Below are 16,455 nucleotides of genomic sequence, written 5' to 3'. Positions count from 1 at the left end.
GTAAGGCTAACCTTAATGCTCTGCTCGCGGGAAGCAACTTGACACACTGAGGTATGGCAACCCTAAGTTGATCTCGTGTCAATGCCCCGACGGCGGCTCTACGCGCTCGCCCAGAATCCGACCGACTCCGTCACCGAAGGCTTCCTCCCGGCCGCGGACCTCCTCGGCCTCGAGGTCACCGTCCTCACCGGACCCGGCCACGCCGCCGCCCACCGGCGCGCGTACGCCGGTCTGCCGGGAGTGGAGGTCCTCGCCTGCGAGGTCCGGGACTTCCGCGAGGTGATCGGCCGGATCTCACGGCACCACGCCCCGGACGCGGTCTTCTCCAACAGCGACCATCTGCAGACCCAGACCGCGCTGGCCGCCGAGTACTTCGGACTGCCCGCCAAGGACTGGAAGGCGGCCCTGCGCACCAAGAACAAGGCGCAGATGCGACGCCACCTCGCCGCCACCGGCGCGGACACCGTCCGCTCGGCCGAACTCGGCCCGGACCAGGACCCCGCCACACTGCTCGGCCAGGACCTCCCGTGGCCGCTGGTCGTCAAACCGCGTGAAGGCGTGGCCAGCGAGGACGTCCTCCTCGCGACCGGACCGGAGGAACTGCTGCGGTACTGCGCGCGAATTCGTGCCCGCAGGCCCGGAACGGCCCTGGTCGCCGAGGAGTTCCTGGCCGGCGAGCTCTACACCCTGGAAACCCTCGGTGACGGCAGCACCCTGCACGTCCTCGGCGGCTTCCACACCTGGCTGTCCGTCCCGCCGCACTTCATCGAGGAGCGGCTCGACTTCGTCCCCGCCCACGACCCGGCCGTCGTCGACGAGCTGCTCACCCAGCTCAAGGCCCTCGGCGTGGGATTCGGCGCCTGCCACACCGAGTTCATCCTCCAGACCGACGGCCGCCCCCGCCTCGTCGAGGTGAACTACCGGGCCATCGGCGACCAGTGCGACCTGCTGCTCGCCGGGCTCCTCGGCATCCTGTACTTCGAGACCGTCCTGCGCACCCACCTCGGCGAACCTCTGCCCGCAGACCTCGGTGCCCGCACCGACGCAAGGGCCCGGCTCGACTACCCCTGCGCCGACCGCGCGGGCACCCTGACCGCCGCACCCGGTGCCCAGGAACTCACGGTGGACGGCGTTCGTCTGACGTACCGGCCGCTGCGGAGCATCGGTGAGCGGCACGAGGTGTACGGCACCAACCGCGACTTTCTCGGCGTGGTCCGGGCCACCGGCACCGAACAGGAAACCGTCAACCGGGCCGTGGCGGACTTCATCGCGGCACAGCGCTGGGAGATCACACCGTGACGACCACGGCCGCCGACCCGACGGCGGAATCGGCCGAGGACGAGCTGTTGTTGCGGGTGCTCAGCGCGTTGCTGCGCGAGGACACGGTCGGCCTGCGCACCCGCAGTACACCGCTTCGGCGCGCCGACGGGCTGTGGCTGCGGCTGCCCGTGGCGGCCTCGCCGGCGCGCTGCGCGCTGCTGCTGCCGGTCGCCGACGACGGCTTCCAGTGCGAGTACGCCGCCCGGCTCCCGCTCCTGGAAAGCGAACCGGACGGCGCCTCACTCACCGGCCTCGACCGCGTCATCGGCGCCCTCGGCGACCTGGCCGATCCCCAGGACCGGGGCGGGTTCGCGGCCTTCGCCGCCGAGTGCCGGCAGACGGTGGCCACGATGCGGCTCCAGGCCGGTGCCGCCGGGCCCGTACGGGAACGGCTGGCCGCCACTTACGGCGCCGACCCGGCGGACTGGACCGGCTGGGCCGCCTCGCTCGCCTTCGACACCCTCGCGGCCTACCGCGACCACCCGGTCTACCCGACGGCACGGGGGCGGGCCGACCTGGGGGAAGCCCAACTGCGCAGGTACGCACCGGAGTTCCATCCGTCCTTCGAACTGCGCTGGACTGTGGTACCGCGGGCCGACGTGACCTCACCGGTCCCCGGGGTTTCCGACGGGTGGCCGGTCCCCGGCGACCTCGGACTGACGCACCTGGACGACAGCCACATCACCATGCCCGTCCACCCCCTGGCCTTCGGGCATCTGCCCGAGCACGCCGTCCGCGCCGAGGCGTCCCGGCTCACCGTCGTGCCCACCCTGTCCATGCGCACCCTCGCCCTCGCCGACGATCCGTCCGTGCACCTCAAGCTGCCGCTGCCCACCGCCACCCTCGGCCTGCGCAACCGGCGCACCGTCAAGGCCGGCACCTTCGAGGACGGCGCCACCACGGAACGGCTCCTGCGGACCGTCCTGGACCGCGAACCGCGCTTCCGGGGCCGGATCCTCCTGGCCGACGAGCAGCAGCACCTCCACGCCGGGGACGAACTCCTCGCCGTGCTGCGCCGCCGCTACCCGCCAGACCTCGAAGGCGCCGTGATCGTCCCGCTGGCGGCGCTGCTCGCCGAGGAACCCGGCGGGGGGCGGGTCGTCGATCGGCTGGCCGACCGCTTCCACGACGGTGATGTCCCGGCCCTGTACGACGCCTTTCTCACGCCGCTCATCGACTGGCAGACCAGCCTCTTCACGTACGGTATCGCCCTGGAATCGCACCAGCAGAACATCTCCCTGGTCCTCGACCAGGTCTCCGGCCGGTCCCGCGCCCGGCTGCTCCTCAAGGACAACGACGGCCCCCGCATCAACCCGCACCGCCTGAAGGACGCCATCGGCTTCGTCCCCGGCTTCGCCGACCCGCGCACCTTCACCGACGGCGACAAGCCGCTCGCCGACCTCTTCACCACGATCACCGTCCACCTGTGCGCGGCGGCCTTCGCCTTCGGCCTGCCAGAACACCGCGACCGGATCCTCGACCTCGTACGCGACCGGCTCGACGCCATGGCCTGCCCCCGGCTGCGCGCCCATGTCCTGGACTCGGCCCGCCTCCCGGTCAAGGCGATGGTCACCGCCGGCACGCTGCTCAGCAAGGAGCGGTCCGGGGTGGCCGACATCAACAAGCACTACACCACCGGCCCCAACTACCTGCGGCGCCCGGACGGGGGACGGCCATGAGTACCACCGTGCCCACCGGGCTGCCCACCGCTGACCACGTCGTCGCCCACACCCTGCTCAACTGCCTGCTGCGCGAGGTGTGCGGGCCCGAACACAGCACCGCAGTCACCGACGGCCAACTGCTGCTGCGGCTGCCCGCCCACGGGACGGTGCTGCGCGTCGCCCTTCGCCGCATGTCGCTCACCGGCGCCCACCGCTTCGCCGGACCCGCGTGGCGCCAGCAGGGCGACGGCTGGACCGAACTGGGCTGGCGGCAGCTCGCCGAGGAGGTGCACGCCGAGCTGACCGCGCGTACCGGTGTGGCCAATGACGAGTTCCTGGCGCAGCTCGCCTCCAGCCACGAGGGGGTCGCCGCCGCCCTCGACGCGCAGCGGCCCGCGCCGGGCTCCCGCTACCTCGAATCCGAACAGGCCCTGGTCTTCGGGCACCGCTTCCATCCCACCCCCAAGGCCCGGACCGGCGGCCCGGACGCCTGGTCCGCCTACGCGCCCGAGGCCGGCGCCGCCTTCCCGCTGCGCCATCTCGCCGTACGGTCCCGGCTCGTCGCCGAGGAGAGCGCGGAGCCGTGGGCGGCCGCCGCGCTCGACCGTCTCCGCCCAGTGCCCGAAGGTCACCGGCTGCTGCCCGCCCACCCCTGGCAGTACGAGCTGCTGAGCGGCCATCCGCTGCTGCGGGCCGCCCTCGCCGCCGGTGACATCCTCGACCTGGGGACCGCCGGGGCGCCCTTCACGCCCACCGCGTCGGTACGCACCCTGCACGGCGAGGGGATGTTCCTGAAGTTCAGCCTCAACGTCCGCATCACCAACTGCCTGCGCAAGAACGCCTCGTACGAGCTGACCGGCGCCGTCACCCTCACCCGGGCCCTGGCCCCCGTGCTGGACAAGCTGGCCGCCCGCTTCCCCGGCCACGGGGTGCTGCGTGAGCCCGCCTACCGCAGCCTCGCCCTCGGGATGCCCGGCGACCCGGCGCTGCTCGAAGGCCTGGGCGTGATCGTCAGGGAAGGGCCCGAACGCCGCCTGCCCACTGGGGTGACCCCGCTGCTCGCCGCCGCCGTGGCCGACGAGTACCCCACCAGCTCCGGCCACATCACCCGGCTGCTGGAAGGCGCCGGGCCCGGCGCCGCCCTGGAGTGGTGGTCGGCGTACCTGCGGCTGCTCGTGCCGCCGGTGATGGCGGCGTACTTCGAGCACGGCGTCGTCCTCGAACCCCATCTGCAGAACGCGCTGATCGGCGTGGACGGCGACGGCCGGCCCGCGCAGGCGCTCTTCCGCGACATGGAGGGCACCAAGCTGCTGCCCGGGCACCATGCCACCCTGCTCGCGTCACTGCCCGCCGAGGTGGCAGGGCCCATGGCCTACGACGAGCGCCGTGGCTGGGACCGCGTCGTGTACTGCCTGTTCGTCAACCACCTCGCCGAGCTGGCGGCGGCCCTCGCCGACCTGCACCCGGACCTGGAACCCGCCCTATGGGCCCGGGTCCACGCCACGCTGCGCGAGTACGGAGCCGAACACGGCTGCCCGCCCAGGCTCCGCGCCCTGCTCGACGGGGCCCCGCTGCCGGCCAAGGCCAACCTCCTCACCCGCTGGCGGCGCCAGGCCGACCGCAGCAGCGGCTACGTCGGCGTCCCCTCGCCCCTCGCGCCCTGGAGCGACGAATCCTGCATTTCCCCGGGGGGCGACGCCCGTACCCCCACGAAAAGCGGCCCCCGGGCCGATCCGGCGTGACATCGCGAGGCGACACTGAGTGAACGCACCATTGACGGCCGCGACGATGACCGCCCCGGTCCGCGCCCGCCTCGCCGAGCTGACCGCCGACGACCTGCCCGCCTACCTCTACGACCTGACGGCGCTGCGCGAGCACGCGACCGCCGTGCGCGCCGCGCTGCCCGGCCGCGTCGAGCTGTATTACGCGGCCAAGGCCAACCCCGAAGCCCCGGTCCTGGCCGCGCTGAGCGGCGTCGTGACCGGCTACGAGGTCTCGTCGGGCGGCGAACTGGCCCATGTGCGCACGGCCTTGCCCGAAGCGCCGCTGGCCTTCGGCGCGCCCGGAAAGACGCCCGCCGAGATCGAGGCGGCGCTGCGGCTGGGCGTGGGGCGCTTCCACGCCGAGAGCGAGCACGAGTTGCGGTTGCTCGGCGCCCTCGCGGCTCGCCACGCGGCGGGCCGGACCGTGGACGTACTCCTGCGGGTGAACCTGCCCGTGGCCCCGGAGGCGCTGGAGGGCGTGCCCTTGGCGATGGGCGGTCGGCCCACCCCGTTCGGCATCGACCCGGCGGACGTCGACGGATGCCTGCGGCTGCTGGGGGAGCCGCAGTGCGGGCTACGGCTTCGCGGGATCCACGCCCACCTCGCCAGCGGCCTCGACGCGGCCGCCCAGGTGGCGCTGGCCGGGCGCATCACGGACTGGGCGGCGTGGCTGTCGGCCCGCCACCGGATCGCGCTGCCCGAGGTCAACGTGGGCGGCGGCATGGCCGTGGACTACGCCGACCCGGCGGCGCGCTTCGACTGGGCGGCCTTCGGCGCCGGGCTCTCCGGGATCCTGGACCGGCATCCCGGGGTGACCCTGCGCATCGAGCCGGGCCGCGCCCTGACCGCGTACTGCGGCTGGTACGCCACCGGGGTGCTGGACGTGAAGCGCAGCCACGGCGAGGACTTCGCCGTCCTGCGCGGCGGCACCCACCACCTGCGTACCCCGGCGACCCGGCAGCACGACCAGCCCTTCACGGTGCTCCCCGCCGACGACTGGCCGCATCCGTGGCCGCGCCCCGCCGTACGGGACGGCCGGGTCACGCTGGCCGGGCAACTGTGCACGCCCAAGGACCTGCTGGCCCGGCGGGCGCCGGTGGGGGAGCTGCGGGCGGGGGACCGGGTAGTGTTCGCGCTGGCCGGGGCCTACGCTTGGAACATCTCCCACCACGACTTCCTGATGCACCCCCGCCCGGGGTTTCACTTCCTCTGAGCGGCTCCTGCGAGCGGCCGCCTACTTCTTGTAGCCGGCGCCGCCGTAGATGTGCACTCTCTCCAGCTCGTACTCGGTCGGCTGCGGCCCGTCGGGACGCCACAGCGGCAGCTGGACGACTCCGGGCTCGACCAGGTCGAAGTCCCTGAAGAGCCCCTCGACTTCCTGTTGCGTGCGAGTGGTGAGGGGGACGGTGGCGCTCTTGTAGACGTTCCGGGCGTCGCCGTGCTCCTGGCGCCGGAGGTCGGCCGTGGCGTGCGTGACGATGAGCGCGCTGCCCGCCGGGAAGGCCTCGCTGAGGGTGGCGATGATGCCGACCGGGTCCTCCTCGTGCGTGACGAAGTGCACGACGGAGATCAGCATCAGGGCCACCGGCTGGTCGAAGTCGATCAGCCCGCGGATCACCTCGTGGTCGAGGATCGCCTGCGGGTCGCGCAGGTCGGCGAGTACGAATCCCGTGTTGCCGGTGTTGGTGAGCTTGGCGCCCGCGTGGACCGAGACGATGGGGTCGTTGTCGACGTAGGCGACCTTGACCTCGGGATCGATCTCGCGGGCCACCTCATGGGTGTTGGGGGAGGTGGGGATCCCCGTGCCGATGTCGATGATCTGGCGGATCCCGCCCGAGACCACCGTGCGGACCGCGCGGTGCATGAAGGCGCGGTTCGCACGGGCGCTGGCGGGGGCGTCCGCAACCAGTTTGATGACCTGCTCGGCGGCCTCGCGGTCGACCTCGTAGTTGTCCTTGCCGCCCAGGTAGTAGTCGTACATCCGGGCCGGGTGCGGGCGGCTGGTGTCGATCTCCTCGGCGGAGAAGGGGCGGTCGGTCATGTGCGGGTCCTCCGGTGGGGGGTGGTGCTGCGTTGGCGCGGGTGACGGCCTGTGCGACGACGTCAAGGTCACGTCACAGCTCCTTGCGCCGGGCGTCGAGGAATTCCTGGGTCCTGGTCGCCTGCGGGGCCTGGGCGCTCATCCGGTCCAGGGCCTCGCGGAAGGCGGAGACGTCGTTGCGCTCGTCGAGATAGATGGCGCCGACCAGGCTCTCCACGTAGGCGACATCGGGCAGTTCGGGCTGCGCGAAGCGGAAGATGTGGAACGGCCCGTACATCGCCGGGTGTGGTCCCAGCGAGAACGGCAGGACCTGCAGCCGGATCTGCGGCATGTCGCAGGCCTCGATCAGCCGGGAGATCTGGGCGCGCATGACACCGGCTCCGCCGATCGGGCGGCGCAGGACCGTTTCGTCCATCACCACCCACAGCAGGGGTGGTTCCTCGCGTGTCAGTAGCGCCTGCCGCTCGCGGCGCAGCGCCACCGAGCGGTCGATCTCCGCCTGGGAGGCCTGCGGGCGGCCGGCGCGCAGCACGGCGTGCGCGTAGTCGTCGGTCTGCAGCAACCCGGGTATGTAATGTGGCTCGTACGCGCGGATCAGCACGGCGGAGCCCTCCAGGCTCACGAAGGCGCTGAACCAGTCAGGGAGGACGTCGCGGAAGCGGTGCCACCAGCCCGGCCGGTTGGCCTCCTTGACGAGGTCGAGGAACCTCTCGACCTCCAAGGGGTCGGTGATGCCGTAGACCTGCAACAGCTTCTCGACGTACGGAAGCCGCAGGCCGACCTCCGCCTTCTCCATGCGGCGGATGGTGGCGTGGGTGACATCCAGCGCGTGGGCGGCCTGCTCGTAGCTCAGCCCCGCCCGCTCCCGGAGATCCTGGAGACGTTTGCCGAGCACCACTCGCAGGACGGTCGGTGCGGCACCCGCCGGACGCGCATCGTTCACGACTTTCCTCCAACACCCCTGGCTCAGCGGCAGTCTGTCATGACGTCAGTACGAATCGCAGCCTGTTGCTTTCGACTCTGCAATTTGCAGATCGCATCTTGTCATCCGTTCGGCGCGACGCGCATAGTAGCGGAGTGGCATCCTCCCATGACGCGTTCAGGCTGACCGCGCAGGGCGCCGCGGTCGCCGAGGCGCGACGGCGCGTCCGGGCGCGGCTGCGCGAGTGGGGGATCGACGGAGAGCTGTCCGATGACGCGGGGCTGATCGTGTCCGAGCTCTTCACCAACGCCCTGCGCTACAGCGACAGCGAGAAGATAGCCTGCGCGGTCCGGCTCTGCGACGGCGTCGTACGCATCGAAGTCGCAGAACAAGGACGTGGCCTGACGGTGCCTCAGCCTCGCTTGGCAGGTACGGACGAGGAGGGCGGACGCGGACTGCTGCTGGTCAGCGCGCTGTCCAAGGCGTGGGGCGTGACGCTCGGCGAGGGCGGACGCGGACGGGTCGTCTGGGCCGAGTTGGGACCTGCGGGCGATCATCAATAAGATCCGCCAATGATCATAAGAAGACGGCCGGCGATGGGCCTGTGTGCCCTGTTCGCCGTGCTGGCGACCGGCCTGTTCCCGGCCGGTGCCGTAGCGGACGAGCCGCAGCCGGAATCCCCCAAGGTCGAACTGGTACTGGACGCCAGCGGGTCGATGAGCACCCGCGACATCGACGGACAGTCCCGGATGACCGCCGCCAAGCAGGCCTTCAACGAAGTCCTCGACAGCGTTCCCGCGGACGTACGGCTCGGCATACGCACCCTCGGCGCCAACTACCCCGGCAAGAGCAAGGTGGAGGGCTGCAAGGACACCGAACAGCTCTACCCCGTGGGTCAGCTGGACCGCACCGAGGCAAAGACCGCCGTCGCCACCCTCGCCCCCACCGGCTGGACTCCCATCGGGCCCGCGCTGCGCGCCGCCGGCAAGGACCTCGCGGGCGGGAACGCCACCCGCAGGATCGTCCTCATCACCGACGGCGAGGACACCTGCGCTCCGCTCGACCCCTGCGTCGTCGCCCGCGAACTCGCCGCCGAGGGCACCAACCTGGTGATCGACACCCTGGGCCTGGCCTCCACCGACAAGATGCGCAAGCAGCTCACCTGCATCGCCGAGGCCACCGGTGGCACCTACACCACCGTCTCCCACAAGGAAGAGCTCGCCGACCGGACCAAGCAACTGGTCCACCGCGCGGCCGACAACACCGTCACCCCGACCGCCACCGAAGGCACCTCCACCTGCTCCACCGCCCCCCTGCTCGGCGCCGGCGTCTACACCGACCGCGAGACCTTCGCCGAACACCGCTGGTACCGGGTCAACGTCGCCGACGGACAGGAACTGCGTGCCTCCGTCAGCGTCGGCGCCGACCGCGCCGTCAACAACGACTACGGAGTGCTGCTGCGGGCGGTGACCGGCGACCGGGAACTCGTACGCGGCAGCGACGCGGGCAGCGGACGCACCGACGACATCTCCACCGGACTGCGCTACGCCTGGCCGGCGAGCGGAGCCGACACCCCCGCGTCCCGGACCGTCTGCCTGGAGCTCAGCAACTCCTTCTCGGCCCCGGCCTTCGTCAAGACCACCCCGGGCCTGCCGGTCGAGCTGACCGTCGGCCTCGTCTCGTCCCCCGACAACGCCTCGGACGTCGCCTCCTTCGGTCTCGGCCGCGGCTGGATCATGCTCGCCGTTCTGACCCTCACCGGCCTGCTCGCCGGACTGCTCTGGGGCTGGCTGACCCGCTGGCGCGTCGCCGTCTGGAGGACCAACTGATGCGTACGACACGTCTGACAGCCGCTGCACTGGCGGCGGCCGCCGCTGTCCTCGGCAGCGCCCCCATGGCCGCCGCCGACACCGCGAGCCCGAGCCCCAGTCCCAGCGGCAGCGTCGCCGCGCCGACCGAGGCCGGCACCAGCTTCCGTACCGCCACCGCCCTGCAGCAGGGGCAGACGGCGACCGCCACCGCCTCCACCGGCGACTACCTGTACTGGATGTTCCCGGCCACCGCGGGCCAGAACGCCACCGTCGAGGCCACCGTCACCCTGCCCGACTCCTCGGCCCGGCACGGCTCCGCCACCTGGCGGCTCGACGTCTACGACGGCCTCCGCCGCCACCAGGCCTGCGCCGCCGGACACCCCTCGCGGACGGCGACGGCCGCGGCCGCCGACGTGTCGCTGCGCTGCACGCTGCGCACCGTACGCCCCTGGTCCGAGGCCTGGGCCAACGACCCGCTGCCGGGGGCGTACTACGTACGGCTCACCGTGGCCGATCTGCCCGACCAGGACCTCGGCCTCGCCGTGAAGACCGAGATCCTGGCCACCGCCAAGGACGCCGGCGGCGCCAAGGCCGCCGGGGGCGAACTGGCCGCTCCGCTCACCCCGGTCGAGCAGGCCGGCGCCACGCTCGACCCGAGCGCGGAGCCCAGCGCCTCCCCGTCGGAGACCGTGTCCGAGGCCCCCGCGTCGCTGGCCGCGCCCGACGGCGGCTGGTCCCCGGGGTGGTGGTCGGACCGCTGGATCTGGACCGCCGCCGGGGGAGTGCTCGGCGCACTGGCGGGCGTGGGCGGCTACACCCTCACGCGAGGAGATCGATCGCGTCGACGGAGACTCCAGGGCTGAGATACCCGGTCCCGGTCCCGGGACGTTGTAGTGACCGGTGTCGGTCAGCCACGCGCCGGCCGGCACCGGGTACGTGAAGGGGTCTACGACGAGGAAATACCCAGCCGCGCTGCTCGCCCGAGGCCCAGCAGCCGCCGTCCGCGGCGCAGCGCACCGTGTCGTACGAGCCGGTGTCGAAAGTCCGCCAGGTGCGCCCGCCGTCCGTGGACAGGTCACTGCCGGTCGGCCCGACCGCGACCGCCGAGGAAGGGGCGTACGGAAGCCAGCTGACGCCCGAGCGGTACGCGGGCGGGGGCTGCGCCGACGCGGTCCAGGTCGCCCCGCCGTCCCGGCTGACCGCCGCCGCGTCGGGGGAGGCCTGGTCCGCCCGGTAGTCGCCGCCGACCGCGATGCCGTGCCACCCGTCGCGGAAGGCCAGCGCGAAGACGCCCTTGGCCGAGTCACCCGCCGGGACGGTGGTGCCGGCCGCGGTCCAGGTCAGGCCCCGGTCGCCGGAGTGCAGCACCCGCGCGGTCGCGCCGCCGCCGGTCGCCAGCCAAACGTCGTGGCCGCCCGAGCCGACCAAACACTGGCCGCTCGCTGCGAAGGACGCCTCACCGTCCAGCGCGGCCGGCATCCCGTCGGACGGCAGCACGGCCCAACTGAGGCCGCCGTCGCGGGTGGAGAGCATCCGGTACTTGCCGTCGACCGGGTCGCTCACCGCGAGGCCGTGCTTGTCGTCGAAGAAGGTGACGCAGTCGTAGAAGGCTTTCGGGTCGGTGTTGCGGAAGGTCTCCGTCCAGGTCACGCCGCCGTCCTCGGTCCGCAGGACGCCCTTGAAGGTCACCCGGCTGTGCACGGCGAGCTTGGTGCCCGCCCCCTTGCCGGACAGCGAGTAGCGGATGAGCTGCTTGTCGCCGATAGCCCACAGGGCTTTGCGCGCCGGGTCGTAGAGCACGCCGTGCGCCAAGGCCAGGCCGACGGTCCTGAAGGGTTTGGTGTGGGTGGAGTCGGCGTAGAAGCGCAGCCGGCCCGGTTTGGTACTGGCGGTGACGATCACGCCGCCCGGGAGCCGCTCGATGGCGTGCGGATTGTCCTCCGGGGTGCTGACCTGCCAGAGGATCTGGCGGGTGGACTTGCGCAGCATCGCGGTCCTCCCGCCGGACGCGGCGACCAGCACGACCGACCCGTACGCCTTAGTGCTGCGCAGCCGTACGTCGGACAGGTTGTACCAGGGCGTCCCCGACCCGCCGGGCGCGCTCCAGCGCCAGACGACCGAGGACGCGTCCGCCCAGTCGCCTTCCTGGTCGAAGACGATGACGTCGTTCGTGGTCTGCTCGGTCGTCGCTATCGGATACGTCGTCGGCATCGTGCCCCCGTGGCCTCGAACTGTCCGTGAATAAACCGGAGGATAGCCGTGCCGGGCCCTGCCAGGATGGCCTTGTGGAGAGATCAGCACAGAGCGCCGCGAGCTGGAACGTCCTGCCCCTGCCGGTCGGTGATCCCGTCTCGGCGGGCCTGCTCCGGCAGTACTTCGAGGACATCGTCAGCCGTTACTACGGCCGCCGGATGACCGTCGCCGAGATCGACGACATCCTCGCCGAGTTCACCAGCGCGGAACTCGCCCCGCCCACCGGGCTGTTCCTGGTCGGGCACTACGCCGGAGCCCCCGTCGGTTGCGTGGGCCTGAAGGCGCTCGGCCCCGGTATGACCGAACTGCAGCGCGTCTTCGTCCATGCCGCCGCCCGTGGCACCGGCGGCGGCCCGGCCCTGGTCCGAGCGGCCGAGCAGGCGGCGCGCGAGGTGTTCGGCGCGAGCGTGATGCGGCTCGACACGCGAAAGGACCTGGTGGAGGCCCGGGCGCTGTACGCCAGGCTGGGCTACCGGGAGATCCCGGCGTATCACGACGACCCGTTCGCGGATCACTTTTTCGAGAAGAAGCTGGTATAGGGGCCGTAAAGGTGCCTTTACCAGCAGCTGTGCCGCCGATAGGGGCACTCCTCGTGCCGCCTGTGCCGTGTTGGGGCCGTCGTGCGCTTGACCAGCGGTCCGCTACATGCCGTCAAGGGCCGGTGGCCCGTCCGGTGTCAGCCACGGCAGGGTGACTTCGGCCGGCGGGAACTGGGCCACGTGCGCAGCAAGCACGCGCGCCACCTGTTCGGACAGTGGCACGTCGCGCACCTTGCCGCCCTTCGGGGCGCGAAGACCGCATGCCCGTTGACCTGTTTCACCTGGTACCCGACGTGCAACCACCCCGTGACGAAACCCACCTCGCCAACCGGGGGTTGGTCCGCGCACCGGCTCACGTCCAAGCGGCCCCGCACCCACCAACGCGAGCCGCAACCTGGGGAACCATCCCGGTCAGAGCACGAGCCGCCGCTCACCGCTGCGCGGGCGGGCCCGGTCTTCCGCGCCCGCCGGGTGACTCCTCGTACGCCATGCCGGTGCCCGGCGGTTCAGCCGAGCCCGCTACCACGGCTCGGCGCGAACCCGAACCCGTGGTGGCGAAGGGCGAGTATCGCGGCACCCAGCGCAACAGCGCCGCCGCGGCCAACACCCCCACCCCGCCCATCAGGACGATTCCGGAGGCCAGGCTACCCAGCCCGGCGGCCGCGGACACCACCAGCGGTCCTCCGGCGCTCCCGGAGTCGGCGCACAGTCTCCACACCCCGAGGAACTGCGAGCGGGTCTCCGGCGGCGCGACATCCGCGCCGAGAGTCATCAGAATCCCGCTGCCGATCCCGTTGCCGAACCCCATGAGCATCGCGACAACGGTAAGCGAGAGCAGTCCGTGGGTGAGCGGTAGCAGGGCCTGTGTCAGTCCCAGTACGAGCATCGACGGCACGGCGATCCACAGCCTGCCAGCGCGGTCCATGACCATCCCCGAGGGATAGAACGTCAAGGTATCCACGAGTCCGGCGATCCCGAAGACGATGCTCGTTGTCGAGGGGGCCTGACCGAGGTGCTCGGCCCACAGCGGCAGTACCGTTTGCCGCGTCGCGCGCACCGAACCCACCAGGAAGACGGCCGTCCCCAGGGTCAGGAAGACCCTGTGGTGCCGCGCGACCACGGTCCGCACCGAGACGGGTGCGGAGCGGCGCTCCTGCACCCTGCCCGGTTCCGAGACGTCGCGGACGAGCAGGACAACCAGACCCGCGGCCATCGTGCACGTCAGGGCCAGCCAGTACACGTCCCGCACCGGGCGGTCGTACACCACCGCCGCGCCGATGAACGGCCCGATGAACGCGCCGACCCGGGACATGCCCCCGAGCGTGGACAGCGCGCGGGCTCTCAGGTGCGACGGGATGACCTCGGTGAGATAGGACTGCCGGGCCAGGACAAACACAGCGTTCGTCGCCCCTGTGGCCGTGATGGCCAGTGCCAGTTGCCAGAGGGCGCGGGCCTCCGCGCAACCGACCAGCGTCATCGCGGCAACCGCGGCGGCGATGAGCATGGCCTTGCGGTCGCCCACCCGGGCCGCCAGAGCCCCCGCCGGTACGTCCCCCAGAATCTGCCCGACCCCGAGGAGCGCCAGCGTCAGCCCGGCCGCGCTCACCGAGGCGCCCAGCGCACGCCCGCTCAGCGCGATGATCGGAGCGAGCGCACCCATGCCGGTCTCGAATATCAGCGCGGGCAGGAAAACAGCCGGCGCCATGCCGGCGAGGGACACCTGCCGTGACTTCACCTGCCAAGGCCTCGCTTCGAAGGTCGCCAGCGATCCGGGAATTACCGGCGATCCTATGCGGCGGCAACCTCGCAGCGGTCGGCGGGTCCCGCGGTGAGCATTCGGGGCACTGGGCCGTGTCCCACGCCGGCCAGGCTGCACTGCGAGCAGGTCGCCCTGCGCATCGCGCCGGCCAGGCCGGCTTCGGTCATGGCGTACCGGGCCAGGCGGTCCATCCACTCCCGTAGCACCTGCTCGGGTGGGCGGGTCTCGAGCAGCAACCCGCGTGCGGACGCTGTCTTCCCTCACCTCTCCAGGAGAGCCAGGGACGGCTTTTCAGTGGGGGGCTCGCAGTCGCCCCTAACTCGCGTTCCATCCTTATAAGGGACAGGAGAGTTCAGAATAGCCACAGGCGGCCGACAGGGTCCTCACATGAACGGCTGGCACTCTCTGCGTAGCTTCCTGAGCCGGAGAAACAGCAGGAGAAACGCAATTATGAACGTTTACGACCCAACAAGCCCCCACGAGGCGAGCGCTACGTCAGGGCCGTCGGTTGCTGGAAGTTCCGGTGCCGCCGTACGGCGGTCGCTGTCGAACACAAGAAGTGGATGGATCGGGGCCGCTGCGCTGATGTGTGCGGTGATCGGACTTTCCGCCGGTTGCGCCGCATCCCCCTCGGCACCAGCCGCGTCCTCCTCGGCACCAGCCGCGTCCTCCTCGGCGCCAGCAGGGGGCCACATGCCCGGGGCGAGCGGCTTCCCTGGCGGTCCCGGAGCTGCCGGCGGGGCATCCAACGCTCGGTCTGGACCGGCCCCGGGGGGAGTGGCCGGAACGGTCGCCAGCGTGTCCAAGTCGACCTTCACAGTGTCGACAGCAACGGGTCAGAAGGTGACCGTCGACGAGGCGTCCTCCACGACATTCCAGAAGGGGACGAGCTCGACCTCGGCGAGTGCCGTTACAAAAGGCGACCCCGTCCTCGTAATTGGGTGGGCCAGCAGCACGATCATCACGGCCACGCAGGTCATCGTGCAACCGACGGGCGGCGTATCCGCGACTTCCTCGGCGATCCCCTTCAAGCAGGGTGCAAAGGCCGTGTCAAAGAAGGTCGGTCAGATCCCGGCGAACTACACCGAGGGGGACGGGACGCTCGTCATCGGAACGGCAGCGACCAAGGCAACGGAAGCTTCGCTGACCTCCCCCTACTCGGGAGGCGTCGTCGACCGTGTTGTGAAGCTCAGCAACGGCGAGTACGAGGTCCACAACATCGGCACGCAATGGCCGCACCACATCTTCGTCAACCAGGCTTTCAAGTTCGTCGGCGCCTTTTAACCGCCGCGGTAGAGCGCGGTACGGTACCAACGGTCGGCGTAAAGCTCGTCCATGGGGCGAACTGCTACAGCACACCCCGGCTCTCAAGTCCGCGTACCGACCGGTTTACCGACCGCGCGGCTCACCGTGTGTCACCTGCAGATTCGAAAACATCAGGCGTCCGCACCCCGCATCCACCCCAGTCGATCCCTCGCCGGGGTCTGATGGCTAGGTCACGTGGCGACGATTGGGGTGGCCCCAACCGTGGCTTGGGTCGGTCCAAAGCAGGCCAACGACTCCCAGGACAGCAGCCGTATCGGGTGCGACGTCCCCAAAGAGCTCGCCCCCCGTCCGGCGTTTGAGGACCTGGGGGCACCCTTCTGGGGGAGGGTCCAGCGGGCGGAGCCCCCTGGTTTCGGGAAGGGGCGGGGTGGGGGGTCAGATGTCGGTGCGGAGGCGGCCGCGGACCGCGGTTTGGACGTCGGCTTCTTCCGCGGGGTCCGCGGCGAGGCGGCGGAGTTGGGCGAGGACGCGGATGTCGGCGGTGGCGGCGTGGTGGGCGGCGAGGCCGCGGGTGGCTTCTTCGCAGTCCCAGAGGCATTCGACGGCGAAGCCGGAGGGGAAGGAGGGGTCGGTGGCGGCGAGGGCCTGGGCGGCGATGCCGCGGAGCTGGGATGAGGAGGTCTCGCGGTAGATGTGGCGGAGGACGGGCGCGGCGCAGTCGATCGAGAGGCGTCCGGTGCCTTCGACCAGGGCGGCGAGGCCGTCCGCGTCGGCGCCGTCCTGTTGGACGAGGCGGCGGAGGGCGCCGAGTACGCGCTGCGAGTCATGGGTGCCGCCACGGCAGGCGAGGACGCGGGCGGCGGCGGAGCCGAGGGCGTCTTCTCGGGAGGACCAGGCGCGAGCGCGGGCGATGGCGGCAGTGCTGCGCATGCGTTCGAAGGATTCGAGGGCCGCGCGGGTCACGATGTCGGCCGGGCCGGCGGCGGCGGCTTCGATGAGGTCGAGGATGTCGGGGTCCTGGCGGTCGGCCAGGTGCCGGAGGGCGGCGGCGCGGGCGGCGTCCGGGCCGCTGCGGGCGGCGGTCAGCAGTTCGGGGCGGTCCTCGGGGCCGGCGACGGCG

The 16,455-nt window shown here is 71.5% G+C and carries 14 protein-coding genes and 1 pseudogene; 9 read left to right on the top strand and 6 right to left on the bottom strand.

Features of this window, described 5'->3' with window-relative positions; translation table 11 throughout:
• Positions 1 to 81: 81 nt before the first annotated feature.
• The 4 genes from EFK10_RS25905 to EFK10_RS25890 are packed head-to-tail and all read left to right on the top strand — an operon-like array spanning position 82 to position 5,957.
• Positions 82 to 1,299 (top strand): ATP-grasp domain-containing protein, encoded by a 1,218-nt coding sequence (locus EFK10_RS25905; RefSeq protein ID WP_127358118.1) that lies wholly within the window; start codon positions 82 to 84, stop codon positions 1,297 to 1,299.
• A complete protein-coding gene (locus tag EFK10_RS25900) occupies positions 1,296 to 2,999 on the top strand; it encodes an IucA/IucC family protein (protein ID WP_127358072.1) in 1,704 nt (567 codons plus the stop codon). Before EFK10_RS25905 ends, EFK10_RS25900 begins: the two co-directional genes overlap by 4 nt.
• Complete coding sequence (locus EFK10_RS25895; RefSeq protein WP_127358071.1) at positions 2,996 to 4,723, top strand: IucA/IucC family protein; 1,728 nt, start codon at positions 2,996 to 2,998, stop codon at positions 4,721 to 4,723. The genes EFK10_RS25900 and EFK10_RS25895 overlap by 4 nt, the downstream gene beginning before the upstream one ends.
• 46 nt (positions 4,724 to 4,769) lie before the next feature.
• A complete protein-coding gene (locus tag EFK10_RS25890) occupies positions 4,770 to 5,957 on the top strand; it encodes a type III PLP-dependent enzyme (RefSeq protein WP_127358117.1) in 1,188 nt (395 codons plus the stop codon).
• Between the two features lie 21 nt (positions 5,958 to 5,978).
• Here the strand turns inward: EFK10_RS25890 and EFK10_RS25885 are convergent, their stop codons facing one another.
• Together EFK10_RS25885 and EFK10_RS25880 are read right to left on the bottom strand one after the other, a co-directional pair.
• Positions 5,979 to 6,785 carry an SAM-dependent methyltransferase gene (locus tag EFK10_RS25885; RefSeq protein WP_127358070.1) on the bottom strand — a complete coding sequence of 269 codons (807 nt, stop codon included), beginning with the start codon at positions 6,783 to 6,785 and terminating at the stop codon, positions 5,979 to 5,981.
• A gap of 73 nt (positions 6,786 to 6,858) precedes the next feature.
• The gene (locus tag EFK10_RS25880; protein WP_127358069.1) at positions 6,859 to 7,728 is read right to left on the bottom strand and encodes a helix-turn-helix domain-containing protein; all 870 of its coding nucleotides are present in this window, start codon (positions 7,726 to 7,728) and stop codon (positions 6,859 to 6,861) included.
• A 134-nt stretch (positions 7,729 to 7,862) separates the two neighbouring features.
• Between EFK10_RS25880 and EFK10_RS25875 the strand changes: the two genes are divergently transcribed.
• From EFK10_RS25875 to EFK10_RS25865, 3 genes are read left to right on the top strand one after another with little or no spacing between them, the layout of a single operon-like run.
• On the top strand, positions 7,863 to 8,270 hold the full coding sequence (locus tag EFK10_RS25875) for an ATP-binding protein (protein WP_240677462.1): 408 nt from the start codon (positions 7,863 to 7,865) through the stop codon (positions 8,268 to 8,270).
• A 9-nt stretch (positions 8,271 to 8,279) separates the two neighbouring features.
• Positions 8,280 to 9,536, top strand: coding sequence for a VWA domain-containing protein (locus tag EFK10_RS25870; protein ID WP_127358068.1), 1,257 nt, complete (start codon positions 8,280 to 8,282; stop codon positions 9,534 to 9,536).
• Positions 9,536 to 10,381 carry a hypothetical protein gene (locus EFK10_RS25865; RefSeq protein ID WP_127358067.1) on the top strand — a complete coding sequence of 282 codons (846 nt, stop codon included), beginning with the start codon at positions 9,536 to 9,538 and terminating at the stop codon, positions 10,379 to 10,381. The genes EFK10_RS25870 and EFK10_RS25865 overlap by 1 nt, the downstream gene beginning before the upstream one ends.
• On the opposite strand, the gene EFK10_RS50875 is transcribed toward EFK10_RS25865, so the two are convergent.
• The gene (locus EFK10_RS50875) at positions 10,338 to 11,729 is read right to left on the bottom strand and encodes a DUF6528 family protein (RefSeq protein ID WP_240677461.1); all 1,392 of its coding nucleotides are present in this window, start codon (positions 11,727 to 11,729) and stop codon (positions 10,338 to 10,340) included. The two genes, EFK10_RS25865 and EFK10_RS50875, sit on opposite strands and share 44 nt — an antisense overlap.
• A 74-nt stretch (positions 11,730 to 11,803) precedes the next feature.
• Between EFK10_RS50875 and EFK10_RS25855 the strand changes: the two genes are divergently transcribed.
• Entirely contained in the window at positions 11,804 to 12,310 is a 507-nt protein-coding gene (locus EFK10_RS25855; RefSeq protein ID WP_240677460.1) for a GNAT family N-acetyltransferase, read from the top strand.
• 430 nt (positions 12,311 to 12,740) lie between these two features.
• On the opposite strand, the gene EFK10_RS25845 is transcribed toward EFK10_RS25855, so the two are convergent.
• Both EFK10_RS25845 and EFK10_RS53455 read right to left on the bottom strand, forming a co-directional pair.
• The gene (locus tag EFK10_RS25845) at positions 12,741 to 14,045 is read right to left on the bottom strand and encodes an MFS transporter (RefSeq protein ID WP_206305586.1); all 1,305 of its coding nucleotides are present in this window, start codon (positions 14,043 to 14,045) and stop codon (positions 12,741 to 12,743) included.
• A gap of 53 nt (positions 14,046 to 14,098) precedes the next feature.
• Positions 14,099 to 14,305 carry a hypothetical protein gene (locus tag EFK10_RS53455; protein ID WP_407647140.1) on the bottom strand — a complete coding sequence of 69 codons (207 nt, stop codon included), beginning with the start codon at positions 14,303 to 14,305 and terminating at the stop codon, positions 14,099 to 14,101.
• A gap of 562 nt (positions 14,306 to 14,867) precedes the next feature.
• On the opposite strand from EFK10_RS53455, the gene EFK10_RS25835 reads away from it, so the two are divergent.
• A complete protein-coding gene (locus EFK10_RS25835; protein WP_127358066.1) occupies positions 14,868 to 15,353 on the top strand; it encodes a hypothetical protein in 486 nt (161 codons plus the stop codon).
• A gap of 417 nt (positions 15,354 to 15,770) precedes the next feature.
• Here the strand turns inward: EFK10_RS25835 and EFK10_RS25830 are convergent.
• A pseudogene (locus tag EFK10_RS25830) lies at positions 15,771 to 16,455 on the bottom strand (HEAT repeat domain-containing protein); the annotation flags it as partial.

This window comes from Streptomyces soli, from assembly GCF_003999195.1.
GTDB lineage: Bacteria > Actinomycetota > Actinomycetes > Streptomycetales > Streptomycetaceae > Actinacidiphila > Actinacidiphila soli.
This window is presented reverse-complemented; position numbering and strand designations above follow the sequence as displayed.

Bases quoted from the DNA above. Each gene is read 5' to 3' on its own strand.
- EFK10_RS25905 (WP_127358118.1), top strand. From the start codon at position 82: ATGCCCCGACGGCGGCTCTACGCGCTCGCCCAGAATCCGACCGACTCC.
- EFK10_RS25895 (WP_127358071.1), top strand. From the start codon at position 2,996: ATGAGTACCACCGTGCCCACCGGGCTGCCCACCGCTGACCACGTCGTC.
- EFK10_RS25890 (WP_127358117.1), top strand. From the start codon at position 4,770: ATGACCGCCCCGGTCCGCGCCCGCCTCGCCGAGCTGACCGCCGACGAC.
- EFK10_RS25885 (WP_127358070.1), bottom strand. From the start codon at position 6,785: ATGACCGACCGCCCCTTCTCCGCCGAGGAGATCGACACCAGCCGCCCG.
- EFK10_RS25870 (WP_127358068.1), top strand. From the start codon at position 8,280: ATGATCATAAGAAGACGGCCGGCGATGGGCCTGTGTGCCCTGTTCGCC.
- EFK10_RS25865 (WP_127358067.1), top strand. From the start codon at position 9,536: ATGCGTACGACACGTCTGACAGCCGCTGCACTGGCGGCGGCCGCCGCT.
- EFK10_RS50875 (WP_240677461.1), bottom strand. From the start codon at position 11,729: ATGCCGACGACGTATCCGATAGCGACGACCGAGCAGACCACGAACGAC.